The sequence below is a fragment of the Microcoleus sp. B7-D4 genome, from assembly GCF_036705125.1.
Taxonomy (GTDB): Bacteria; Cyanobacteriota; Cyanobacteriia; order Cyanobacteriales; family Microcoleaceae; genus Microcoleus.
Genome location: NZ_JAUBTT010000005.1, coordinates 24,253 through 47,795, shown reverse-complemented (window position 1 = coordinate 47,795; position 23,543 = coordinate 24,253). Strand labels below are relative to the sequence as shown.

Annotated in this window: 17 protein-coding genes and 1 pseudogene; 8 read left to right on the top strand and 10 right to left on the bottom strand. The window is 45.0% G+C overall.

Features of this window, described 5'->3' with window-relative positions:
* Window positions 1–27: 27 nt before the first annotated feature.
* Both QUB12_RS37465 and QUB12_RS02890 read right to left on the bottom strand, forming a co-directional pair.
* Window positions 28–5,401 (bottom strand): annotated as a pseudogene (locus QUB12_RS37465) (AAA family ATPase); the annotation flags it as partial.
* A gap of 267 nt (window positions 5,402–5,668) precedes the next feature.
* Complete coding sequence (locus tag QUB12_RS02890; RefSeq protein WP_333142506.1) at window positions 5,669–6,655, bottom strand: AEC family transporter; 987 nt, start codon at window positions 6,653–6,655, stop codon at window positions 5,669–5,671.
* A gap of 390 nt (window positions 6,656–7,045) precedes the next feature.
* On the opposite strand from QUB12_RS02890, the gene QUB12_RS02885 reads away from it, so the two are divergent.
* Entirely contained in the window at window positions 7,046–9,577 is a 2,532-nt protein-coding gene (locus QUB12_RS02885; protein ID WP_333142505.1) for a VWA domain-containing protein, read from the top strand.
* A gap of 95 nt (window positions 9,578–9,672) precedes the next feature.
* Entirely contained in the window at window positions 9,673–10,017 is a 345-nt protein-coding gene (locus tag QUB12_RS02880; protein WP_333305413.1) for a hypothetical protein, read from the top strand.
* Between the two features lie 75 nt (window positions 10,018–10,092).
* On the opposite strand, the gene QUB12_RS02875 is transcribed toward QUB12_RS02880, so the two are convergent.
* The 3 genes from QUB12_RS02875 to gyrA all read right to left on the bottom strand — a co-directional run bounded on the left by QUB12_RS02875 (window position 10,093) and on the right by gyrA (window position 15,077).
* Window positions 10,093–11,385, bottom strand: coding sequence for a ribonuclease D (locus QUB12_RS02875; RefSeq protein WP_333305411.1), 1,293 nt, complete (start codon window positions 11,383–11,385; stop codon window positions 10,093–10,095).
* Between the two features lie 220 nt (window positions 11,386–11,605).
* Window positions 11,606–12,259, bottom strand: coding sequence for a Uma2 family endonuclease (locus tag QUB12_RS02870; protein ID WP_333305409.1), 654 nt, complete (start codon window positions 12,257–12,259; stop codon window positions 11,606–11,608).
* 121 nt (window positions 12,260–12,380) lie between these two features.
* Window positions 12,381–15,077 carry a DNA gyrase subunit A gene (gene gyrA / locus QUB12_RS02865; protein WP_333305407.1) on the bottom strand — a complete coding sequence of 899 codons (2,697 nt, stop codon included), beginning with the start codon at window positions 15,075–15,077 and terminating at the stop codon, window positions 12,381–12,383.
* Window positions 15,078–15,473: 396 nt separating this feature from the next.
* Here gyrA and QUB12_RS02860 point away from each other — a divergent pair, with 396 nt between their 5' ends.
* Window positions 15,474–16,397, top strand: a complete 924-nt coding sequence (locus QUB12_RS02860; RefSeq protein ID WP_333305405.1) for a histone deacetylase — start codon at window positions 15,474–15,476, stop codon at window positions 16,395–16,397.
* Here the strand turns inward: QUB12_RS02860 and QUB12_RS02855 are convergent.
* A complete protein-coding gene (locus tag QUB12_RS02855; RefSeq protein ID WP_333305403.1) occupies window positions 16,394–16,540 on the bottom strand; it encodes a hypothetical protein in 147 nt (48 codons plus the stop codon). The two genes, QUB12_RS02860 and QUB12_RS02855, sit on opposite strands and share 4 nt — an antisense overlap.
* 177 nt (window positions 16,541–16,717) lie before the next feature.
* Between QUB12_RS02855 and QUB12_RS02850 the strand changes: the two genes are divergently transcribed.
* The 3 genes from QUB12_RS02850 to QUB12_RS02840 all read left to right on the top strand — a co-directional run bounded on the left by QUB12_RS02850 (window position 16,718) and on the right by QUB12_RS02840 (window position 19,285).
* Window positions 16,718–16,906 carry a hypothetical protein gene (locus tag QUB12_RS02850; protein ID WP_015175516.1) on the top strand — a complete coding sequence of 63 codons (189 nt, stop codon included), beginning with the start codon at window positions 16,718–16,720 and terminating at the stop codon, window positions 16,904–16,906.
* A gap of 730 nt (window positions 16,907–17,636) precedes the next feature.
* Window positions 17,637–18,659, top strand: a complete 1,023-nt coding sequence (locus QUB12_RS02845) for an ATP-binding cassette domain-containing protein (RefSeq protein ID WP_333305401.1) — start codon at window positions 17,637–17,639, stop codon at window positions 18,657–18,659.
* Between the two features lie 233 nt (window positions 18,660–18,892).
* The gene (locus QUB12_RS02840) at window positions 18,893–19,285 is read left to right on the top strand and encodes a DUF433 domain-containing protein (RefSeq protein ID WP_333305399.1); all 393 of its coding nucleotides are present in this window, start codon (window positions 18,893–18,895) and stop codon (window positions 19,283–19,285) included.
* A 112-nt stretch (window positions 19,286–19,397) separates the two neighbouring features.
* Here the strand turns inward: QUB12_RS02840 and QUB12_RS02835 are convergent, their stop codons facing one another.
* Both QUB12_RS02835 and QUB12_RS02830 read right to left on the bottom strand, forming a co-directional pair.
* Window positions 19,398–20,012 (bottom strand): Uma2 family endonuclease, encoded by a 615-nt coding sequence (locus QUB12_RS02835; RefSeq protein WP_333305397.1) that lies wholly within the window; start codon window positions 20,010–20,012, stop codon window positions 19,398–19,400.
* Window positions 20,013–20,043: 31 nt separating this feature from the next.
* Window positions 20,044–21,510 (bottom strand): NB-ARC domain-containing protein, encoded by a 1,467-nt coding sequence (locus QUB12_RS02830; RefSeq protein WP_333305395.1) that lies wholly within the window; start codon window positions 21,508–21,510, stop codon window positions 20,044–20,046.
* A gap of 179 nt (window positions 21,511–21,689) precedes the next feature.
* Between QUB12_RS02830 and QUB12_RS02825 the strand changes: the two genes are divergently transcribed.
* Both QUB12_RS02825 and QUB12_RS02820 read left to right on the top strand, forming a co-directional pair.
* Window positions 21,690–21,887: a hypothetical protein gene (locus QUB12_RS02825; RefSeq protein ID WP_333305393.1), complete on the top strand. Its 198-nt coding sequence runs from the start codon at window positions 21,690–21,692 to the stop codon at window positions 21,885–21,887.
* Window positions 21,888–22,053: 166 nt separating this feature from the next.
* Window positions 22,054–22,566, top strand: a complete 513-nt coding sequence (locus QUB12_RS02820) for a hypothetical protein (RefSeq protein WP_333305391.1) — start codon at window positions 22,054–22,056, stop codon at window positions 22,564–22,566.
* A 91-nt stretch (window positions 22,567–22,657) separates the two neighbouring features.
* On the opposite strand, the gene QUB12_RS02815 is transcribed toward QUB12_RS02820, so the two are convergent.
* Both QUB12_RS02815 and QUB12_RS02810 read right to left on the bottom strand, forming a co-directional pair.
* Complete coding sequence (locus tag QUB12_RS02815) at window positions 22,658–23,020, bottom strand: type II toxin-antitoxin system PemK/MazF family toxin (protein WP_333305388.1); 363 nt, start codon at window positions 23,018–23,020, stop codon at window positions 22,658–22,660.
* Window positions 23,010–23,489 (bottom strand): DUF433 domain-containing protein, encoded by a 480-nt coding sequence (locus QUB12_RS02810; protein ID WP_333305386.1) that lies wholly within the window; start codon window positions 23,487–23,489, stop codon window positions 23,010–23,012. The genes QUB12_RS02815 and QUB12_RS02810 overlap by 11 nt, the downstream gene beginning before the upstream one ends.
* Between the last annotated feature and the right edge of the window lie 54 nt (window positions 23,490–23,543).

Sequence of the window (23,543 nt, the reverse complement as noted above, 5' to 3'; positions counted from 1 at the left end):
GTCAACAGTCAACTTTTATGCGCTAATAGGTAACACTATCTCAAATTCACTCCCTCCCCCCAAAGTAGAATTGACATTAATTGTTCCGCCGTGGGTTTCGACTACAATCTGGCGGGCGATCGCCAATCCTAACCCAGTGCCTTTTCCTACTGCCTTCGTTGTGAATAAATGGTCAAAAATCCGCTGTTTTACTGCTTCTGTCATGCCTGCACCGTTATCGGCAATCTGAATTTTGATGTGCCGATCGCCCGACTGACAGGTACGAACTGTGATACAGTGTGGATTTGCTTTAATGGCATCCAAACTGCGTCTTTGGTTTGATTCTTCTAGGGCATCGATCGCGTTAGCAAGCAAGTTCATAAAGACTTGGTTCAGTTGACCGGGAAAGCATTCGATTGGGGGGAGATTGCCGTAGTCTGTGACGACTTCGATCGTGGGATGGTGTTCGTTGGCTTTCAGCCGATGTTTCAAAATTAAGATGGTGCTGTCAATGCCCTCATGGATATTAAACGGAACTTTGTAGTCTTTATCGGCTCTGGAGAAGGTGCGGAGGCTGGTGCTAATGCCGCGAATGCGATCGCACCCGACTTTCATCGACAACAGCATCTTTGGCAAATCTTCTAAGGCATACTCTAAATCAATATCCTCAGCATCTTCTTCAATTTCCTCGCCGGGATTTGGCAGTTTTTCTTGATATAATTTTAAGTGGGCAATCACATCTTTTATCGTGGTCGTTGCTTCCTCAATATTGCCGCTAATAAAGCCGACAGGATTATTAATTTCGTGGGCTATTCCTGTGACTAGATTCCCCAATGTGGACATTTTTTCGCTTTGCACGATCTGTAACTGTGCTTGCTGCAGATCGAGGAGCGATCGCTCTAATTCTTGTGCATAAGCTTGAGATTGTTGGTACAAGCGAGCATTTTCTATAGAGATAGCCGCTTGGGCGCACAAAAGTTGGATGAGATCAGTGCGATCTTCTGTAAATGCACCAATTGTCAAGTTATTTTCTAGATATAGCAACCCGATTAATTTACCCTGATTTAAAATCGGGGTACACAGCACACTTTTGGGCTTTTCGTGGAGCAAATACTGATCCGCAATAAAATCGTTTTGTACTGCTGCATTATCCAAAACCACAGTTTTCCAAGTCCGCTTAACATAGTTGACCACAGCAGAGGGAAACTCGTCGCTGGCTGACAGTGGTACAGATATTGAGATGACATCTTGATTGAAGGAGGCTACAGCTTCGATGGCGAGATTCCCATCCTTAAGCAACAGCAGAACTACTTTTTTTGCCCCGGCATTTTCCATCACCACAGACATCAGGCCAGCCAGCACTTTTTCTAATTTAATTTCACTTGAGAGAGTTTGGGAGGCTTTGAGAATAGCCGCGAAATCGAGGGTTTCGTAAATACTGTTGCTACTCGATCGAATTGTTTGGAATCTTTGAGGTAAAATTGACGATTTATTGATTGGGTGGATGCGGGTTTGGGGGATTACAAAACGATTTTCTCTGGCCTGCAATATGGGAGAAAGAAGTTGGGGATAGCGTTTTTCTAAGTCATCGATTTTGGCTTTCGCACCCCAGCGAGCGTAACAGTAGTAGGCGTCTTGCATATAGGCTTGCGCCATTTTTTCTTTGCCCCAGTCGAGGTAGAATTTAGCTGCTAGTTCGTTAGCGAGGGCTTCTTCTTGGATGTATTCGTTTTCTTTCGCTCCAGAAATGGCACGATCGTACATTTCAATAGCTTCTGCCCTCTGTCTGGCAACTCGGTATTTCTCTGCTTCTACCAACTGCCACTTATGCAAATAATTCATGGGGGCGTGTTCTGCCCAATGCTGCAACTTCCTTTGATTTTCCTGAACTCGTTGCCCCTGCGTTTCTAACTCCAGGGCTGTTTCATTATCCGTAGGGGCCGTGCTACCCCTACTCCCCGTGCCGGCCCTCTTGGTCTGACCTGCCGATCGAATCGTCTAGGTCGGGGGTAGGCACGGGGAGTAGGGGTAGCACTACCCCTACAAAATTCATGTTTTTGGTGAGAATGAAACAGCCCTGTTTCTAACTCCGTCTCGGACTCAGGAGTGGCCAGGGCTATGAGTGAGTCATAGAAATTTGACACTCCCCGACCTAAAAGTGCGAGGATTCTTAATTCAGCGACTAACCTTTAAGTGTTGCGTCATGAAAGGCAATATTCAGACCTTTTAACCGTAGAAAACTACCAATTAACGAGCCTGATTCGCAGCCACCCCAGCGGGTCTATCTCCAAAAGCGTACTAGGATATTTACCTAGAGTTTGGGTATGCCCTACCCTACTTAACAATCCTAAAAGAATAGTTTGTTTTAACTGGTTTAAGGTTTAATTCAACCTCTAGCTGTTTAAAGAGTTTTCGCTGCTCTGCGTCCCCCGGTTTATACCTAAAAGTGTGTCTTAACTGTTTCACGATGGTAAAGGAATTAAACCTTGACTTTTATAGTATATCACAAATATAGGAACTTACTGGACTTGTTGAAAGAAGTTTTAAGAAATTAAAGCCGTCCTAGAAGGACAGGGTTTTAAACCCAAATTTTTGATAAATTTACCTGTAAGGCAGTCACCAGCGCAAACAAAGACGAACCAGCCAGATAACAAGCTGTCGCAATACTTGCCGCCACTTGCATCGTGGCCAGTTTTTGGGCATCCACCATCGCTGGCAGATCGAATAACTCTTCAATAGGTCGATCGCCGATCGAGCTATTAATTTCCTGCACTGCTTGCTGAATATCTTCTGATGTAGGGCTATCGGGCAATTCTACTCCTAATTCTTTGAGACTCAACAAACCGATAGCAATTCCTTCTAAAAACTTGTTCTGGGACGATAATGCCTGAATTTTGACGATGTAAACGCTCACTCGCTCTAGGGGAGTTCTGGTATGATGAATCACAGTGTCAATCCACCGATCCATCCGGTCAAATTCGCCACAGAGTGAAGCCACTTCGGCGGCTATTTCGTGCAAGTTCAAGGTCATCTCGTACTGTCGTTGCCAAGCGCTCTCTCCAAGCAAATTTAGCCCGATCGCAGCATACTCGCGAGCAGCTTGATAAGCAGTAGCGGCTCTGGCTTTGCGGCAAGCCGTGAGGTTTAGTTGTGCCAAATTGTCCCGTTCTGTTTGGTCTTCAATCAGCGCAATACCATAATTCAACTGATTGACAACTGAAAAAATTTGCTCTTCTATAGCTGCGGGTGAAATTTGCTGGATCAGCAATTGTCCAATCTGATAGTGAGCACGATCTCGCTCTTGTTCGGGAATTAAAGAATAGGCGGCTTGCTGAACGCGATCGTGCAAAAACTTGTAATTCACTACCTCCGAATTATCGGTCTCCTCCCGTCTTTCTCGACCAATATAAAACTTATAGATTTCACTTTCAGGCAGGATTAACCCCTCTTGCAAAGCCTTCCACAAATCCGCCGCCGTTTCCGTTTCCAATTGCTCGGAAACAACTGCCAAAGTCCCCAAATCAAACTGATTCCCAACACAAGCAGCCAACTTCAACACATTCTGAGTCGCTGGCGGCAATTTTTGCAACTGCAACGCCATAAACTCGACCACATCATCCGTCAGCGCTGCCTCCCGAACTCGCACAATATCGCACTGCCAGTAACCAGCAAGCCGGTCAAACTCAATCAGCCCATCCTGATGCAGTGCTTTGAGAAACTGCGTTGCAAAAAAGGGATTTCCCTGGGTTTTTTGTGCCACCAACTCCGCCAACGGTATTGCCCAAGATGGATCGCAATTGAGCGTATCAGCAACCAAATGATTTAGGCTTTCGGAACTCAACGGTTCCAGCGTAATAGTATCCACCGTTGCCCCAGCTTTAACCGCTGCATCCAGTGTCAGCATCAACGGATGTGCTGCAAATACTTCATTATCTCGGTAGGCACCAATTACTAATAAATAACCGATTGTCGCATCGGCCACCAGCATTTCCATTAACCGCAGCGAGGCGGTATCTGCCCACTGCAAGTCATCCAAAAACATCACCAGGGGATGTTTGGGTTTTGTGAACACCTTAATAAAGTTTTGGAAAAGCAAATTAAACCGATTTTTTGCCGCATTTCCTGATAATTCTAGTACGGGTGATTGTTTGCCAATAATTTTTTCGAGTTCGGGAATTACTTCAATAATGACTTGTGCGTTATCGCCCAGTGCTTGCAATATTTGAGTTTGCCATTTTTTCAACTCCTCGTCACTTTCGCTCAACTATTGTCCCATTAAGTCGCGAAATGCTTGCACAAAAGCTGAGAAAGGAATGTTGCGGTTAAATTGGTCGAATTTGCCTTTTATAAAATAGCCACGCTGGCGGACAATTGGTTTTTGAACTTCATTCACCACTGCCGTTTTTCCAATCCCAGAAAAACCAGCTACTAGCATCATTTCTGTTGTGCCACTACTGACGCGATCGAAGGCTTCGAGTAGGGTTTCTACTTCTGTTTCGCGACCATAGAGTTTTTCGGGTATAATGAATCGATCGCCCACATCCCTCTGCGCGATCGCAAAACTCTTTATCCTACCGTTTTCTTCAAGTTGCTCCAAACAACATTCTAAATCGAATTTCAGCCCCAACGCACTCTGATAGCGGTCTTCGGCATTTTTCCCCATTAATTTGCTGACAATCTCCGAAAGTACGGGCGGGATTTCAGGATTAATTTCATGCAGTGATGGTGGTTGCTTGGCAATATGACAGTGTACTAATTCCATCACATCGTTGGATTGAAACGGCAATCGTCCCGCCAGCAATTCGTAAAAAGTCACGCCCAAAGAGTAAAAGTCACTGCGGTAGTCAATGCCGCGATTCATCCTTCCCGTTTGTTCGGGAGACAAATAGCCGAGTGTCCCTTCCAGCAGGTTGGGATTCATCAGGGTTTGAGTTTCCCTGGGCAGCAAAGATGCAATACTAAAGTCAATGAGTTTGACTTGTTTTGTTTGGGGATTAATTAAAATATTGGCGGGTTTAATGTCTTTGTGAATTATCCGGTGGCGATAGAGTATATCTAATATATTGCTCAGGTCGATCCCCACTTGCAAAAACTCCATCAGAGACGGCCGAGTTTCCCCTTTTTCCGTCCATTCCTTCAGAGAAATTCCCCCAAAGTCTTCCATTACCAACGCATAGCTGTTGTGGTAGGTTTCTAAGCTGTAGGTTTCGATGATTCCGGGCAAGTTGAGGTTTTTGGCGATCGTGTACTGATTGCGAAATTGCACCAGTTCGCTGAAGCTGGGATACTCGTTCTGCAGGACTTTGATGGCGACGGGCTGTTTATCGTTAGTGCGAAAAGCTCGATAAACTAGGGTGCGAGTTCCTGAGTAAATGCGATCGAGAATGTGATAACCTGTCAATCTAAAATTTATACTTGCCATACTTATATTCTTCCCGTCCTCCACGGGCTATTTCCACATTAGCAGAAGCCCATACAGTTTCCAACTCCCGTGATTGTTATTTTAAATCAATATGAGATATAGCAGTTCTCAATCTTGGTGAGGTCTGCCCTATGCCCTATGCCCTATGCCCTATGCCCTAGATCGGAGAACACCTCATGTTACTGAGAAACGCTATATATCGTTCAATGTTCGTGATGGGGATCACTGAAGTAAGAAACTTTTCAAGCTGAGCAATTCCTATTTTTATTAAAAATTAAATAGCCTCATCCATAGGGGAATAGTGAATAATAAACTAACGCAGCCGAGACCGATCGCAGTTACGGCTAATTCGCGATCGAGATTGAAAGCTTCTGCCAACAATGTAGTACCAAAAGCAGGAGGCATCGCCATTTGCAGCACTAGCACAAGTCGCGGCGCGCCCGCGATCCCCAAAAACGTTAATCCCGTGCCAATTACCAAGGGAACTAACAGCATTTTAATCACGAGACAAGCCAAAACTTGTTTGAGGTTGTGCAAGGAATTCAACTTGCTCAACAGCATCCCGATCGTAATTAAAGCTAAAGTAATTACACTCCAAGCACCTGTTGTTAACAATTCTGCAATTTGTGCCGAAAGCGGCAAGCTGCGCGAGACAAATCCTAAACCAAAAGCCCACAGTGCCGGATTCAGAAAAATTGCCCGCACCGGACCTAACCAACTCTGAGGACGATCGCTTTTGCCGCAGTGAGAAGCAATAGCAACTCCCAGTATATTGATTCCCATGCCAGTGCCTAGCAAGTCGTAAAACAACGCCCAGGCAAAGTGTTCGGAACCTAATAAGGACAAGGTGACGGGAAAGCCTAAAAAACCCGTATTACCCACCATCGTTGCCAATAAGAAGCTGCCTTGAGTGGGCAAACTCCAAGCGCTGGTGTGTTCCGGGCTATTTTGGGCGATCGGATTAAGACTCTTGAAACGTTCCTCGCCGACACCGAAATTTATCAAAATCCCAGCGAGTCCTCCACCTGCTAGAATTGCCGCCCAAGCTATCAGCGGCGCCATCCAAATAGCGCCAGACAAATTAGCGCTGCGGATAAAAGCAACAATGCTCAATGGCGTGCCAAAGAAGAAAAGAAACTTCGCTAAATATGTAGAATAGCTTCTCGGTAGCAGGCGGCCGAGAATGAATCCGAACGCCACCCATCCGATCAGATTTAGATAAAGTTTGAGCAGCGGATTTTCTAAATAAAGCATGATTGGCTAAATCTTTACTAAACGACATATACCAATTTTTTATGAGGCTCCGTAGAATCCGATCACCCCTAGCCAAGGGCGGGCACGGGGGCACCGCCCCTACTAAGGGGGGACAAGATTCCGATCAAAGTCAACCCCTACTCCCCAACAATCAGGGGGATTTAGGGGGATCGAGATATGTGCAACTTCACATTAAATTGGTATTACGCAGATCCACTACTTTTGCCAAAAAAGCCCACATTTACCCTATCGCCGCAGTTTTCCCCGGCATCGCAGGGCTAAATATTAATGATTATTCAGCCTCGCAAATAATTTTCCACACAGGCCTTGACATCCACAGAAGCGCGTGTCATGATTAAGTTGAGGAATAAGTCAACATAGGTGAAAACTATGGCACGGCAAGCAAAACAATCATCTCAAGTCAAACGTTCCAGCAGCCAAGCAGCCTCCAATACTCGCACCAAGTTTACTCTCTACAATTTTGCCGGAAACGCCAAGGCATTCTATCTAGTCGATCGCATAAATTTAGAAAGAAAGCCCGGTGATCTCCCTGAAAAATCCGTGGCTCACAGCATCATCATCATCGACCGTTCCGGCTCAATGTATTATGACTTAGAACCGCTGAAAGAAACCTTAATCAAGCTTTTGACATTAGACGAATACAACAATTACCAGCTAATTGTCAGCCTAATTTCCTACGCTAGCAATCGGGACGTAATTTGTCACTTCCAGCGAATTCCCATTCAAGAAGTGCTGAAGTTTGACTCTCCATACATCAAAGAAATTCAAAAAATCCACACGGCTGGCAGTACCTGCATATCGCAGTCGATGCAACTCGCTAAATCTCTGGTTAAAGCGGGAGAAATGACAGCGATCAATTTGCACACAGACGGCTATGCAAATGACCCCAGTCCCAATTCGGAATCTGCAAAACTAGGGGAAATTTGCGAAGAACTCAAAGACATGGATGTGTTTGCAAACACGATATCCTATGCTTCTGCTGACTTCAAACTTCTCTCCAAAATCGCCAACACATTATCGGGAAATTGCATCCGCGCTGGCGAAGTCAAAATGGTTTATGATGCTCTTTACGACAGCACAAAACTGTTAGGCAGTTCCGTTGCACCGCCGCTGGAAGAACCGTTAATTAAGGAATATGATTATCAAGTTTTTGTTTCCAAAAGTGGCAAGAAAATCAACGGTTCATCGAGCACGCTGAAAATCTGCGGGCTGAAAGCAGACGATCGCGGACTGTTTTACAAATATCAGAAAGTCGCCAAAGATGAGTATGACAAACTAGATGTTCCCGTTGCTCAAACTGATGAGTCGGTGTTTGCTTTTGCGAAAGCTAACCTCGCTGACGGCAATTTAAATACGGCTAAGTATGCGCTGGTGAGTACCTTCGACGCTACTTTGACGGAAAAACACGCTAAAGCTTTGACAAATGCCCAAATAGCGGAGTTTACGGAAGATTTGGAACAGGCTGTTTTTGCGCCTGATGTGTTGAAAAATCATGTAATTGGCGATCGGGTAAAAGTCAGCGAGAAAATTTCCCTGCTGGAGTTAATCAAGATATTGGAGGAAAACAGCAACAGCATCATCATCAACTTGAAACACTTGCAAGAAAATTATCAGCGAAAAGGTTTGAAGCGAATTGAGGGAAAGCGAGACGAAAACGGCAACCTTGTCAAGCCTTGGCTGAAAACTGAATTCTTGGACGGTGGCGAATACATGCAAATGGGTTCATTTGCGATCAATCAAAATACCGCTACCATCAATATGCTGATTACCCGCAAAGCTAAGCTGGTAAAAGTTGAGGATGAAACTTTAATCGCAGAAGTGGCGGGAATTCTAGTTACAGACCTCAATACTTTCAACAATTATACCATTGTCAGCGACGGCGAAGTTAATATTAAGTCGCTGCGAACCAAAATCAGCAGCAAACCAGTGTTTGATTTGCTCAAAAAATGCGGTGTCCTTGAAAAAGACGGTTCGCCCGTGCAAGAATTTGACTTCCGTTCCGAGTACGATATTAAGTTAGAGACTTTGCCCCTGGTGCCTTTTGACGGGCGTTACGGCAGCCTTGACGGAGTGTTTGAGGAACTCGCAGAAATCAAAATTCTCTCTAGCATTCTCTCGGCTCATTTGAAGGAGGAATCTGAGGCTTACACTGCGGAACAATTGGAAGAATTGAAACAGCATTATCTCTCAAAAAGCCTTTACATCAACTTTCCGACGACGACGGAATACACGGAATTAAAAAGTGCGATCGCCAACGGTTCAGTAGATTCGCGAGTCAGCTACAAAATCGACATCGGCAGCAAAAACATCCTCAACTTCGGCAAATTGCACTCTGCCAACAAATTTCTCGATCGCCTTTATGAAGTTTACCACAAAAACACGGGCGAAAAGCTAGCAAAACCGACATTTGACATCACGTTAGATGAGCCTGTTGTCTTCGCACACAAAACCCTGTCATCCCGAACAAAAATCACCAAAGTTGACGACTTGATGAAACTGATTTTCGATGAGTTTTTGGGGTTGGAGGATAACGGAATTGTTAGCGCTACTTTAGCCAAAGTGGGTGCAGATAGTTTGCTGCGGCTTTTGCAAGCGAAATGGCAGGGAGAAGATGTCAAGCGAGACGAGTTTGTCGCTGCTTTAGCTAATGCGAATGAGCGACTGGAAGCTTATGCTGAAAAAGTGTACAGGGAAAAAGTTTCACCGCTGGTTTTCTATATCGGTTCTACCGGACTTATCCCGGATGAAATGGAGGCAAAAGCTGCTACTGCTGAGGAAATTAATTCTAAATACGGCAACTTGCAATTTTCTAAAGATGAGCAAGAGGGGATGTTTTTTGAAGTGGGAGATTGCATTATTAGCGTGTATGCTAAGAATGAGTATTTCACGGTAGGGAAGTAGAAAGTAGGGTGGGCCTTTGCCCACCTTGGTTAAATAGGGCTGATTGAAATGAACTGCAAAGGCGTAGTCGATAGTAACAAATCAGGTCAAAAAATATGGATACACCACCACTCCCACAACCAAAACTCGATCGCACACCGATCACTTTCGATCAATATGCAGCCTACACCCCCCAAAAGCTAGAACTGCGGCATGGTTTCTATGGCTATGGAGGGCAAGACTTGACAGGTTTTTATCTTGCAGTATTGGCAAATATGGGGTTACGGGAAGCTGTTCGTCATGTACCGCTTTCACTATGGCTAGAAGCAATTCAAGAGTTAGCTTTGCAAAATCCTAAACTCAACTTTGATACTGAAACTGGGGAAGCTATGCTTAACAGCTTGAACCGAGGATTGGAAGATTTGCAAGCAGTTGCAGAGTATTTGGAAGAACAAGCTTAGTCGCGGTACACCCAGCAAAAATGAAACGCGATTCGTTTATACTGTAAGGGCGGTATCCCCGTACCCGCGCTCTATTTAAAACGGAATTTCCTCATCTTCATCTTCCACAGTCTTAGCCGTCATCCGCCAACTGGTAATATACTCAATTTGCACATCAATTTTGTTAATAGCTTCCCCTAACCGCTTTTGGATGTATTGAGTCAGCGTCACCATAAAATCTAACTCAACTCCCACAGATAGCGCAAGTTTTGCCAAGCTAGCAAAATCTACCTTCAAAATCGAGGAACTGGATAACTTAAAATGGGGAGTATTTTCCTTATTTTGCACCAACATTGCTTTTTTAATGCGCTCTTTCAGATGCTCAACTTCAGAATCCAACAACTTCCATTCAGGCAAAATTTCTTGATACCTTTTGCCCAGCACTGTTAAATCCTCACTCTCCGGTTCCGGCGCAATTTTTTTAGTAGATTTCCGCCGTTGCTGTACATTAGAATTTAACCGCCAACTAGCAATATCCTCAACTTCCAAAGATGGATGAGCGATGAGTTGGCCTAACTGTTTTTGAATTTCTTTCGTCAGCGTCACCGGAAAATTCAACTCAATTCCCTCAGCTTGCGTCAGTCTGGCCAGCGTCATAAAATCAACTTTCATCGTTATCGAACTGGAAAGCTCAAAATAAGAACTGTCTTTGAGCTTTTGGGCCATCATCCCTGCTTTAAATCGTTCTTTCACTGCAGCGATTTCTGAATCTAGCGGTTTCCACCGAGATTCTATTTCCTGATATTTTTCGCCCAATGCTATCAAGTTTTCTGTTGCGGGTTCGGGGTAACATTGGGCAAGGATTTCTAGCAGGCGGCCATGCACTCCAGCTAAATAAACCGCGTCCATCTTGGCATATTCTAGCTGCTTTTGGGTGAGGGGACGCTTTGCCCAATCGCCGCTTTGTTCTGTTTTATCTACATAAGCAATGCCGCAAAGTGTTTCTATTAAAGTTTTGAGTTGTCGATTAGGTAAGGGCAGAATGTAAGTGGGAATCTTGCTCGCCATTTTTAATGTGCAAGTGACATTTTGAGCGTCGTCATTGCCTAGAAATCTGATGTCATAGCTGGCGTTATGCAAGACTTTTTCAATGTCGGGATTTACCATGATTTGGTTGATGAAATCTTTGGCCAATTCAGGTTTATCCAAGACATCTAGTAGAAAAGTACCATCTCCACTCGAATCTGTAGAGTCAGCTAACACCTGAATCAGAGATAATCTGGGGTTGGATTTATAGTCTGCTATTTCTGTGTCAACCCACAGGATTTTAGCTTGGGCAAATTTAGCTATGATTGCTTTGATGTCGTTTGCTGCTGTTAAATAAGGCATTTTTACAGACTTTTGCTATTAACTTTTTGATTCTATTATGCTATGGCAATTATCGGATCGATTGTCAACGATTCAAGCGCCGGACATGGCATTGCCCTGTCCTGGAAACACGCAAACCTCAGAAACCCGGTTTCTTCCTATATTTCTCGTTTCTGTTCACAAAACTCCTAGAAACCGGGTTTCTAGCCTCCAGTAAAAAAAAAGAATGCAGTCGATCGCACTATTGACGATTCTCGCGAACTTCCTCTAAAAACCAGTTGCCTACTTCTGTATTGTCCGTCTGGCGACTGCGGCGCAAACCTTCCTCTAATAAAGCAACTTTTAGCCCCGGCAAAACTTGAGATTCCGTCAGACGTTCGCTTCCCCGGTTAGCAATTATTTTGAAAGCAATAACTTGCGCTTTTTGTACGTCTACTACCCAATATTCAGACACTCCTAATTCTTCATAAATCATTCTTTTGGTTCCCAAATCGTCAACGAGAGAACTGTCGGCAATTTCAATTGCTAAATCTGGGGAAACTAGGCTATCTAAATTCACTACAGAACTGCCGCGAGGTGCCGTTTGTACCCGGTCTCCGATGTAGTAAGAAGCATCAGGTTGAGCGCCTCTGACACCCGTTTTGGCGTAGCTACAGTTGACCAGAAGTCTCATTTTTATACCTTTAGCAATGCCAAATAAATTGATTAAGATGACGATAATTCCGTTGTCATCAGCATGATCTGGCCCGACTGCTGCCATTTCAATCCTCAACTGTCCGTTGTAATAGTAGCATTTTGCTCGATCGTACTCCGGCTGTTTAATAATTTCTATATATTCATCCCAAGTCGCTGTAACCCAGGTATCAGTTAGTAGTTTGGTTTGGAGTTGACTCATTATTACCTCACCGGAAAAAATCTTTGACTTTTGAGGGAAAACTTCTGAGTAGGGACGATCGCATTTTTACCATTCAGCAGTAAGGTACGCAGCGCGCACCTTACAAACTATTAACCTAGGACTATTCTGCCACTTCCTCAGATTCCGATTCTTCTGCCGATTCTTCACCAGCAGGCGGCACTAAAGCCACAGCTACGATCGAATCATCCTCATCTAACCGCTGCACCCGCACACCCGTTGCTGTGCGCGATTGAGTAGAAATTGCACTCACAGCCTGACGGATAATAATACCTCGGTTGGTAATGATCATCAATTCGTCATCTTCGTTGACAATTCGCAGCGCAGCTACCTGATCCTTACCCTTTTTAGATTTGAATTTAGTAGCCGTCAATCCCTTGCCAGCCCGTCTTTGTAGGCGGAATTGAGAAACAGGAACCCGCTTCCCGTAGCCGTTGGTGGTGATTACCAACACCGAAGGAACTTCGCTGCTAACTGTCGAAATTTCTTCGACATCTTCGCCTTCAATTTCCTCGGCTTGCAATTCTAATTCTTCATCTTCCGTTTCCAATTCAGCACTTTCTGCCCCTTCAAATTCCGCTTCGTCCGTTTCTAATTGAGCAATATTAGCTCCCTCAAATTCCGAGTCTTCAGTTTCCAAGTCAGCAATTTCGGCAACAATTGAACTCGGCAAAATGTCCATGCTGATCAACTCATCGCCCGATCGCAATTTCATTGATTTTACACCCCGTGTGGCGCGGCCGACTGGGCGCAACTGTTCGTGATTGGTGCGGAAATGAATTGCCATGCCTTGGCGCGTACCGATGATGATGCTATCGCCAACTTTTGCTCTCCGTACCCAGCGCAATTGGTCGCCTTCTTCTAGAGAAATGGCGATTAATCCATTAGTGCGGATGTTGCCAAAAGCGGAAAGTGCGGTTTTCTTAATGTAGCCGCCGCGAGTCAGCATGACCAAGTATTCTTCGCTGGTGAATTCTGTGACTGACACCATAGAAGTGATTTTTTCTTCTATAGGAATCGGCAGCAGTTGCACTACGGGAGTGCCGCGGGCTGTCCGGGAACAGACGGGGATTTGATAAGCTTTGACAGAGTAAACTACGCCCCTGTCGCTGAAGAACAAAACGCTATCGTGATCGCAGCAGGAAAGGAAATGTTCTACTCCATCGTCTTCTTTCATTTTCGCGCCTGCTTTGCCGCGAGTAGCGCGACTTTGGGCCTCGAAAGTGCTGACAGGCATCCGCTTGATGTAGCCTTGCTCTGTGATCAGAATAATTGCTTGTTCGTTGGCAATTAAATCTCTTTCATCGATTTCTCCTTCGGCGTGTTCGATGACGCTGCGCCTAGGAGTAGCGATTTTGGTTTGGATTTCGACTGCTTCAAATTCGGCGATTTCTAAGATGCGTTCCCGCCGCGCTAAGATATCTTCCAAATCGGAGATTTTTGCTCGCAATTCTTCGTGTTCTTGCTGAATTTTTTGCGCTTCTAATGCTGTCAAACGCCGGAGCTGCATTTGCAGAATTGCATCGGATTGCTGTTCCGAAAGACCGTAATTATCCATCAATTCCTGTTTGGCTGCTGCGGAGTCGGCAGCGGCGCGAATTAGGTGAATAATTGCATCTAAGTTGTCTAGGGCAATTAATAAGCCTTGCAGAAGGTGGTCGCGTTCTTCTGCTTTGCGGAGCTCATATTGAGTCCGGCGAGTAATTGTCTCAATGCGGAAATCTAGGAAGACATTGAGGAATTGGGAGAGCGTAAGTAGTTGGGGTTCCCCATTTACTAGCGCTAACATATTGGCTCCAAAGTTGGCTTGGAGGGGTGTTTGTTTATAGAGGTTGTTGAGGACGACGCGGGGATAGGCGTCGCGCTTGAGTTCGATCACGATCCGCATTCCGTCTCTATCGCTTTCGTCGCGAATGTCGGAAATTCCATCTAATCTTTTGTCGTTGACAAGTTCGGCAATTTTCTCAATTAGGGCTGCCTTGTTTGTTTGGTAAGGCAATTCGGTGATAATAATTGCTTCTTTGTCGGGGCGGCCGGGATGTTCGATGGTTTCAATGCCGGCGACTCCGCGCATTGTAATCGAACCGCGCCCGGTGGTGTAAGCATCGCGAATGCCGCCTCTGCCGAGAATTTGCCCTCCGGTGGGAAAGTCCGGGCCGGGGATGTACTGCATCAATTCCAGGTCGGTAATTCCTGGGTTGTGGATTAGTGCTACTAAACCGTCAATTATTTCGCCTAAATTGTGCGGCGGAATGTTGGTGGCCATCCCCACAGCAATCCCGGAGGAACCGTTGAGCAAAATTTGGGGGATGCGTGCCGGGAGTACGAGGGGTTCTTGCTGGGAACCGTCGAAGTTGTCGCCGAAATCAACTGTTTCCGAGTCGATGTCGCGCAGCATGGAGTCGCTAGTGAGAGCTGTCAGGCGACACTCGGTGTAACGCATTGCAGCGGGCGGGTCGTTGTCAACGGAGCCGAAGTTGCCGTGGCCGTTGATCAGGCGTTCCCGCATGGAGAAATCCTGAGCCATCCGCACCAGGGCGTCGTAAACCGCTGTATCTCCGTGCGGGTGATACTTGCCCAGCACCTCCCCCACGACGCGGGCGCATTTGCGGAAAGGTCGATCGGGAGTCAAGCCCAATTCGTTCATGGCGTAGAGAATGCGTCGGTGAACGGGCTTGAGACCGTCCCTGGCATCTGGTAGCGCCCGACCGACAATTACGCTCATGGCGTATTCCAAGTACGATCGGGACATCTCATTACCCAGATCCGTCGGGATTATCCGCGACTCAGAGGTGCTCATAGGTTGAAAAACTCCGTTAAAAATTTAAATTTGACCGCTATAAATCTCAAAAATGCGATAAAATCGGTTTGGATTCAGTAGAGCTGCCAAATATTGCAAATTACTCCTGAAATTATATCACAATTTGCCTTGGAATTTATGGGAAAGTTGCCAGAAAATTTAAGGGACGAAACAAGCACAATTGATAATTTGTCAGTTGGTGATTTTGTCAGCAGTTGGCAAAAGCTAGAAAGTTTTTTTTAGGCGGTCGCTTTTCATGCTTTCGTGAGTTTTTTTGACGACCATATAAGAAATTAAAATGGTTACTCGATCGAAATTTTAATTTCACAAAACCGAAGGCATTCTTAAAGCCAACTAAAAATCTAAAATCTAAAATCTAAAATCTAAAATCAGCCGATGCTACCCGTCATCTACTCCGAAGATTTCTTGCTGCACAAGACTGGAATGCTTCACCCAGAGCGACCAGAACGTTTAACGGCGATCGTCAACGCTCTGAAAGCTGCTCCTTGGGCGGATCAAATTGAATGGCAACTGCCCACCCCAGTGGCGCAGCGCGAACAACAACTGTTCTCGGCTATCAAAAAAGTTCACTCGCAAAGATACATCAAAGAAATCGAACATTTGGCTCATCGGGGAGGCGGCTACCTCGACGGTGATACGCCGATTTCTGCTGAAAGTTACGATGTAGCGCTGCTAGCGGCGAGTGCTTGGCTCGATGGGGTCGATCGAGTGGTGGCTGCGGGGGAACCGGCTTTTGTGCTGGCCAGGCCGCCGGGACACCACGCCGAAAACGCCCGCGCGATGGGTTTTTGCTTGTTTTCCAATGCTGCGATCGCCGCTCACTACGCCCTGGAACAGCCGGGAATCAAGCGCGTCGCCGTCCTCGACTGGGACGTGCACCACGGCAACGGCACTCAATCTTTGGTGGAAAACTGCCGGCAAATTGCCTACTGTTCCCTGCACCAATCTCCGTGCTATCCGGGAACGGGAGATGCCGAGGAGTGCGGGGCCTACGACAACGTGCTGAACATTCCCCTGTATCCCGGCAGTGGCATAGCTGAATACCTGAGCGCCTTTGAATCTCTTGTCGTGCCTTTTTTGTCCAAATTTGAACCGGATTTGTTGATTGTCAGCGCTGGTTATGACGCTACTGCGTCCGATCCGCTGGCGAGCATGACTCTGATGCCGTCAGATTTCGGTACTTTCACCGGATACTGTCTGCAACTCACCCGTCGCATCGCCTTTGGTTTGGAGGGGGGTTACGCGCTGAAAGATTTGGCTGAGTCGGTTGTGGCGACTATTGACCGATGCCTCAATTAGCTGGAAAATTGGCATAGGGGAAAATGAGGTTGAGAAGCCGTCAGGACGAGATGGAGAGTTTTTGAGGGCGATCGCGCTTGATGGTCTTTTTCCCTCTTCCTTCTGACTTCTGACTTCTGACTTCTGACTTCCGTGACAAGCATCACAAATTTAAGAGATCCAAGTCACTGGGGATCAAAGTCTCGCTCACAGATTTTTCGCCGAAAAATCACACCGTGTCAATGTTTTCGATCGCCTGTGAAGTCGCTCCCAGAGTGCATAATACAAATACAACAAGCCTGTTAAAATTTTATCTGTCTCAATCAACTAGGAGGTTTATCATGTCAGTATCCCAAATGACACTCGAAGAGTTATTTGGTCAGGTCATGTTCTCCAGCGTCGTGACTCGCCACGACCGGAGACAGCTCAGATCGGCACTCTTAGAAAGAACACTGAATGAAGATGAGTATGCCATCATCAACCGACTGCTCTACAACGTTCGCCGCGGTTGGGTAAAAATTGTCGATTAAAGAGGTGGTAGCCACTCCCTGTAGGGGAGTTAATACCATTTTCGATTTTCGATTTTCGATTTTCGATTAAAGAGTTGGTGATTACTGATAACTATCGGGGTTGAGATCACGGGCCTACAGTTACATTTTTTGGGAACTCGTTACAAGTAGAACTTGCCAATTAGGGAAGTTTTTTGTGTTTAATAGTTTGCTCGAAAGTGTGATGTGTTTGACCAGTGTGTTAATTATCAAAATCTCGCTACACATCAGCCTATAGGTAGAGATAATTATAAAATAACAGGTTTCGGGTGCATCTCTACTTGTTGAACAATTGTGAGTTTTGAGTTGTTAACTGAAAAGTTATAATTAACTCAAAACTCATAATTTTTGGGATTAGATATCATGTCCGATCGATTGACAGCGATTAAAGGCCAGGGCGGGTTTACAGATTTTCCCGTTTCTATTCAATATCTTGGCTCACGGGCCCCTACAGGAATCATGGTTAATTGACCGGACATGATTTGAGATGGGAGATTAAATAGTGGGAAAACTGATGAATATCAGGGTTGAGAACCGCTATAAAGTTAATATTTTATAAACGGGTATTAAAAATCAAAACTAGAATCTGTTTCCGGTTGAGGAGGATTGTGCGATCGTACAAGCACAGCCAGTCGCATTGGTCGATCGACCATTCCGGCAATTTGAGCTCAGAAGTGTCAAAATATTAACAACCAGTTCATCCCCAAAATATATGGCTCCCGCCGTTTTAATTGAAAATCTTCAGAAACGCTACGGCACTGTAGAAGCCGTTAAAGATGTTTCCTTCAAGGTAGAACCGGGGGAAATATTTGGTTTGCTAGGCCCCAACGGTGCAGGCAAAACCACAACCCTGCGGGTACTTTGTACTTTGAGTGCGCCCGATAGCGGACGCATTGAAGTGTCTGGCATTTCTGCTGTCAGCCAGCCGAGAATTGCCAGACAAAGACTAGGCTATGTCGCCCAAGAAGTGGCTCTCGATAAGGTGCTGACGGGGCGGGAACTCCTGCAACTGCAAGCAGCGCTTTACCATTTGCCGCGCAATACGATTAAAGGGCGGATTGACGAAATGGTGAAACTCCTGGGTTTGGAGGAGTGGGAAAATAAAAAGACGGGCACTTATTCCGGCGGTATCCGCAAACGCCTTGACTTAGCTGCTGGGTTGCTGCACCAGCCTGATGTTTTGGTGTTAGACGAACCGACAGTCGGGCTCGATATTGAAAGCCGGGTGGTGGTGTGGGATTTCCTGCGGCGCTTGCGGGAGGAAGGTACGACGGTTTTGATTACCAGTCACTATCTCGAAGAAGTTGATGCTTTGGCCGATCGCGTGGCGATTATTGACAAGGGTACGGTAATTGCTGAGGGCACGCCGGAGGAGTTGAAAAATCGGGTTGGGGGCGATCGGGTGACTTTGCGGATTCGGGAGTTTTCGCCGATCGAAGAAGCCGAAAAAGCTAAAACTCTGATGCAATCTTTGCCTTTTGTGCAGGAAGTAATTGTCAACGCGGCTCAAGGAAATTCTCTGAATTTAGTAGTAACACCGCAAAGCGATGCGCTGGTGACTATTCAGCAGGCTTTAAAAAATGCGGGATTGCCTACTTTTGGGATTGCTCAATCTCGGCCGAGTTTGGATGATGTGTATTTGGCTGCCACTGGTAAGACGCTGTTGGATGCGGAGTTGGCTGCTGCTAGCAACCGCGATTTGAAGGCTGAGCAAAAACAGGCGATGCGATCGTAGTTTGAGGGAAGAGGGAATGCACGACACGGATTTTGACACGGATACACGGATTAATTGAGGAAAGTTGGGGGGATGCTCTTTGGGATAACTCCGCGCGACTAAAGAAACCGGGTTTTTTACCGAATCTGCGGGCTGCAACGATGTATTTTCGTAAAAAAACCCGGTTTCTGAACCCCCATGCGTAAGTCCTATAGAATCTAAAATACGATCGTAATTTTGGGGGATATTAATAGATGAATCTTGTTTTGGAAGTTGAAGCGCCTCCTTTTCGAGAAGATGCAAGAGGAGCTATTCGGGTGGGAAACTCAAGAGTTTTGCTGGAATTGGTGATTAGAGCTTTTCAGGATGGTGCGTCGCCGGAATCTATTGTGCAGCGTTATTCAACTCTGTCGTTGTCGGATGTCTATAGTGCGATCGGCTATTATCTCCGACACCAAGAAGCCGTGGAAACTTATCTCAATTATCGCGAGCAATTAGCAGATTCCGTCCGTCAGCGTTTGTTAGGCATTCAACCCGATCTGGGCGTTGTGCGATCGCGCTTGTTAGCCCAAAAACAATCTTGTTTACTGAACCCGGTTTGTAAGGTGCGTCGCTGTGAGATTGTCGATATTTTTGAGGATTTTTAATGGCGACGCACCCTACAGCAACTGAACCCGGTTTGTAAGGTGCGTCGCTGTGAGATGGTCGATCTTTTTGAGGGTTTTTGATAGCGACGCACCCTACAGCAACTGTCAACTGCTATACATCCAAGATTTGTTCTGCTGTCAATGCTAATTCTGGGAAAGTTCGGGATATAATTCGCTCAGTTCCTCGGTAAGCAGTCATTTGATAAACCCGATTTTCATCAAGCAGGTAAACAAAAACAGTCGGTTCTTTCGGGTTGCCCAAATAGTTTCTGCTACCCAAAGCTAAATAATCGACAATCCAATATTCAGAAATTCCTAGCCGCTGATATTCATCCAGCTTGTCGATATAATCATCTTCCCAATTTGTTGAGACAACTTCTACAACTAATTGTGGTGGTTCAGTTAGTGCTGAATAGGCGAAGGGCTGCGATTTCCAGAGGGTTTTGTCTACTACTGTAACATCAGGATGGCGGCCTTGTTCTTTACCATTCGGGGTTAATGTCCTCAGCATAAATCTGCCAGATACCCTGTAATTGAGCGGAACGCGATCGACTTCTCTATCAAATTGTTTTATCAGAAAATCAGCAACATCCTCATGCAGTCTTATTGGTAATATTTTCACAATTTCTCCATTGACAAGTTCATAGCGGCCTTCTTCGTCGGGAAGTTGCTTGACAAATTGCTCGAAACTGAGCATCTGCTTAGGTTGGGTAGGAGTTACGGTCATGGTTTTCTCTCATTTAGCTAGATATTTAGGACTACTCTCGAACCATTTTAACATACTGTTTTAACACAGGTGGAATCGTGAAAACGATTTCAGCTTCACCGATCAATTTTTCGATCATTCCCCGTCGGGCTAAAGATAGAATAGCTTTACATAATTCGCCCTGCGAACCTTGACCTTTTGACATGAATTGAGTAAACGAAACAGGTTCTATTTCATTACTAAGTTGCGAAATCGCCTGTTTTTCTATTTCGGACAACCGCTGATAGTGCTGCTGCAATATCGGTGTCAATTCATCGCTTAAAAATACTGGTTGATAGCTTAAATATTGAGAGACTCTACCGCCAAATAAGTTGTTAATGGTTTGAGCGACTAATTTTAACCACAGGGGATTACCTTGATAAATGTTAATCAATTCTGGCCAGGCTTCTTCATCCAACAAACCCTTTTGTCTAAGAATTTCTGTTGCGGCTTCACCTAAACCAGTTAACTGCAATAAACATACTGCTGAATTATCGTCGGTGAAGGTGATGATGTCTGAGGGAGGTTCCCAACTATTGAGAATTAAGCAACTGTTGTGGGGAATCTCGCCGATGAGTTTAAATAGGGTTCCGTAGTTTTCATATCCGGGTTTGTAATTTCCTGCAAGTTGCCCGCTGCGGAGAATTTGCTGCACGTCATCGAGGATGATGAGACAGCGATTTTCGCGCAATGTTTCTATTAGGATTGACAACTGAGCATCGATGTTGGCGGGGAAAACCCCCTCTTCGCCCCCCCTTGGTAAGGGGGGGTTGGGGGGGTGTTGATTTGAGAGAAATGGAATCAGGTTTTTGAGGGTTGTTTCGAGGGGTGGGGAGGTGCGGAGACTGAGCCAGATGATGCGATCGAACTGAGTTTGAATTTGGGGGATGAGGTTACGGGCGATCGCACTTTTGCCGGTGCCTGCCATGCCTGTGATGGTGAGGAGGCGGCAGTTTTGCTCTAGAATCCAAGTTTCGAGGGCGCTGAGGGGGAATGAAGGGCGATCGTAGAATGTTCTGAGTTCCGGTGCATCTCTTAAATCGAGTCGCGGTTTTTGTTGAGTGTTGTCTTCATTTGAGGTTTGTGGTGGGGGTGAATTTTGTGGAATTTTGGGAGGCTGCGAGGTTTCTGTGCAAACCTTATTGATGTTACCGAAATTTACAACATCATTGTTATCATTGTTACCGAAATTTACAACATCATTTAAATTTGAGACATTACAATCATGATATGTTTCCATTGTATGTATAAGGTTTGATTTGTTAATATTTTTACTTAATTTATTTGACATAAGTTGCCATAATCTTGAAGCGACATTAGCAACATAACCTTTAGTAAATTGATATTCTTCAGCAATTTCGGGATATTTTTTATCTTGCCAACTACCGAGCAATACCGCCCGTTGCACATTGTTTAAGTGTTTACCAGTTTTGGCTAAAACCAGGTCGTCAGCAAATCTTAAGAATTCTTTAACGTCCATCACTTACCTAAAGGTATAAGGTTTTGCTATTTTAGCATATTATGAGATTTTATGATGTTTATGATTAAATATGATACTTATAATCTAAATAAAAAAGTAAAACTGATGATATTTTGTGATTGCCGCCTTAGAACAAAATCTGGCAAAATTAATGAAATGGACTTTCAGAGGTTAAAACCATGCCTTCAGAAAAAAACCCACGTTATGATGTGAAAACGAAGTCAGAGAGCTCTTGGAACCCGATTACGCAATTTGTCGAAGGAACAAAACAAGTAACGACAATTCGTGATAATACGACTGGCAAGGAGCACAAGGGTTCTGGTAAAACAGCAGAACAATCTCGTGACAATGCTTGGAAAAGAGTTAACGAAGAATAGACTCATCTAAGGAAGGGCGATCGCGCTTCAGGAATGATGGCGCGCTCGCTCCTTCTCGACGGGTTGCGATGAAGAGCGATCTCCCTTTATAAGTGGAAATTACTGTCTGAACAATGTTTTTATAAATAGATAGTTACTTAAAATTTTCACACCCAGGTATAATTATATGGATGAACTTTGGCAGGAATTTTGCAATGGTATAGCTAATGCTCTTGGTGCAATTGTCGTCAGAGCGTTTTTTACTAAAGAGGGCTTACAAGTAGGAGGGTGTATTTTGGCTGGCGGAATATTCCTGACTTTTTATTATAGCGATTTGTCGCCTGCTGAATCTCAAGCAAGAAGCATTGTAAAAAACAAATGTCGCAATACCTGGTCTTTTTACTCCAAACATCGGAGGATGCCTTCCACACGTATAAACTTAGGCAAGAACTCTACTTACAGTTTCGGGATTTTACCTACACGGTATAGTAATGTCTCAATAATAGGGGCTCAGTCTATCAAGTCAGATTTCAGTAATTTTGTTGGAATTGCTTTTGGACCTTCCAAAAATCAACAGAGTTATGTGTGCACAATCTGCAAAAGTAATAGTTATTCTAACAGAAATAGATCACTTATTTCAACAAGTGATGGAGTTACTTGCCCTAATGGATATCGTGTGGTGGAAAAAATCAAGCCGTAATGTCTAGAAAAAATACACAGAATCCAAATCACTAATATAGCAAGTGCGATCGCCCTTACTTAACCCAAGTGCGATCGCTCTTGATAAATAACTACTGATACTCTACTACAGCCGCGATCGCCCTGGCAATTTCCTCCATATCAGTAGTCGAAATTTCTCCTATTTTACGAATGAATCTTTGTACATCCATACCCCGCAATTGCAACACATCTACTGCCGAAACTTTCGTTAAACCATTAGCAATATCTGGCTCAATCTTAACGTGCCAGATATTACCAGCATAATATTCTTTCCAATCTGTGATAGGTGCAGCCAATTTCACTGGTAACTTACCAACATTATCAGAACTTACGACTACAGCCGGACGAATTTTTTTGATTTCGGCTCCCAGTGTTGGGTCAAAATTAGCCAACCAAATATCACCCCGTTTAGGAGAAGGAGAGTTAGTAGTCAATTAAATCTCCTGCTTCTAACTCTTGCCATTCTCTATCTTCCTGGTAATGTTGCAACATTGCCTCAGCTTGTCTTTCTAAAATCCTTCCCCTATCTTCCAGCGGTAATTTCATAAATTCTCGGCGACTGGGATAATTTGCTAATGTTGGTATTTCCAAAGCTATATCCGTCGGCTGCTTTTGAATCTTACGCTGAGAATTCAATGCTTCTATTCGATCGCCCTCAGCTTCTTCCGCCGCAATGTCAGCATCAATTTCCTCTCGGTTAGCATGGTAATAAGTCAAAGCTGCATAGACTTGGGTGAGAGTTAAATGCCCGATGCGATCGGCAATTTCTTCTGCACTCAGACTTTGCTTGTACCAAATAGCAATGCGCCGGACTGTAACACCTGTTCCGGCAATAATTGGGCAGCCACCATGTATATCAGGCTGACGGCTAATTAAAGTTCCTATATCGGTGATAGTTGACAAGATTTTTTCCTCCCTATTCCGATCGCTCTGTGATCTAGCATAGCACTGTCAGAG